Origin of the sequence: Geminocystis sp. CENA526 (assembly GCF_050753365.1) — a bacterium.
In the GTDB taxonomy this organism is placed as follows: Bacteria; Cyanobacteriota; Cyanobacteriia; order Cyanobacteriales; family Cyanobacteriaceae; genus Geminocystis.
On record NZ_JBLZFY010000276.1, the window covers coordinates 1 to 1,419 of the forward strand.

Annotated in this window: 2 protein-coding genes; one reads left to right on the forward strand and one right to left on the reverse strand. The window is 33.2% G+C overall.

Annotated elements, in window-relative coordinates; all coding sequences use genetic code 11:
- A partial coding sequence (locus tag ACN4EE_RS23345) for a peptidylprolyl isomerase (protein WP_431708902.1) occupies positions 1 to 889 on the forward strand: 889 nt, incomplete at its 5' end.
- A gap of 191 nt (positions 890 to 1,080) precedes the next feature.
- Here ACN4EE_RS23345 and ACN4EE_RS23350 read toward each other — a convergent pair.
- Positions 1,081 to 1,419, reverse strand: a 339-nt coding sequence (locus tag ACN4EE_RS23350) for an RpnC/YadD family protein (RefSeq protein ID WP_431708903.1), incomplete at its 5' end; no start/stop codon positions are given.

The following is a 1,419-nucleotide window of genomic DNA, read 5'->3' on the forward strand; positions in this document are numbered from 1 at the left end:
TCCTAATAGTGCTACAAGTCAATGGTTTTTTAATTTAACCGATAATGCCAGTAACCTTGATAATCAAAATGGCGGTTTTACTGTCTTTGGTACAGTCTTATCTCAGGATGACTTAAATACTATAGATTCGATCGCATCTTTATCTACCATCGATGCTAGAGGTACAAATCCAGCTTTCACTAATTTACCCGTGATTAATTCTCCTGTGAATGACGATAGTGATTTAGTGAGATTTGAGGGTGTCACCGTTGCAGATGTGCCAGAATTGAGTTTTACCATTCAAAATAATAATAATCCTAATTTAGTTACTGCTAACATTAATAGTCAGGGAGAAATTTTACTCAATTATCAAAGCAATACCAATGGCGTTGCGGAAATAACCATTCAAGCTACTAATTTATTAGGAGATACAGAAGTTAATACCCTGAGAGTTTCCGTTATCGATAATCTTAACTCTCCTTTGTATCGTTTTCAAAATCTCGATCGACAGGGAACATATTTATTTGTAGGAGAAGTTGAAAGACAAAATGTTCTCAATAATTTTCCTCGATTTGAAGAAGAAGGCTATGCTTTTAATGTCAGTGAAACTCCTGACGATGACTTAATCGTGTTTAATCGTTTTCGCAACACTGCTATTGAAGGTACATATCTTTACGCAGGAGAAGTTGAAAGTCGAAGTATTCGTCAAAACTTCCCCCAATTTGAAGAAGAAGGTGTCGCATTTTATGCCTACGACAAAGATGCTAATAGAGGACTTGATATTTACCGTTTTCAAAACACTCAACAACCGGGTACATATATTTTTGTCGGTGAAGATGAGAAAAATAGCATCTTAGAAAATTTCCCTCAATTCCAACTAGAAGGAATAGCTTTTGAAGTTCTTATTTAACATCTATTCGACTTCTCCAATAATTATGATTTTACCATCGTAGAACAGGCATCTTGCCTGTATTTTTGAAGATGTCTATTTTATATAAACATTGTCATATTTCTCGTAGAGGCGTAAAATTTTAATTTTTTATGCTTCTACAATCTATCAATTACAATTATTTGATTGACTTAATGACGAAAAATTAGAAATTAGTTATTTTGATTAACTATTCGTTGTAAAATTTCAATGGTTTCTAAAGGCAATTCAGTGGCATTTGCTATTACCTCAAAACTAATTCCTTGACGGAGTAAACTCAAGGCAACTCTTTCTTTTTCTTCTTGTTTACCTTCTAATTTACCTTCTAATTTACCTTCTAATTTACCTTCTAATTTACCTTCTAATTTCCCTCTTAATTCCCCAGAGTGGAAAATTTCTTGATAAATAGCTGATTCTTGCATAATATCGCTCCTTAATATACCTTTAATAATGTTTTCAGAAACCACTAAGTTTGCCAAAATAGCACTAGCGGCGGTAAGATTACTTTTTAC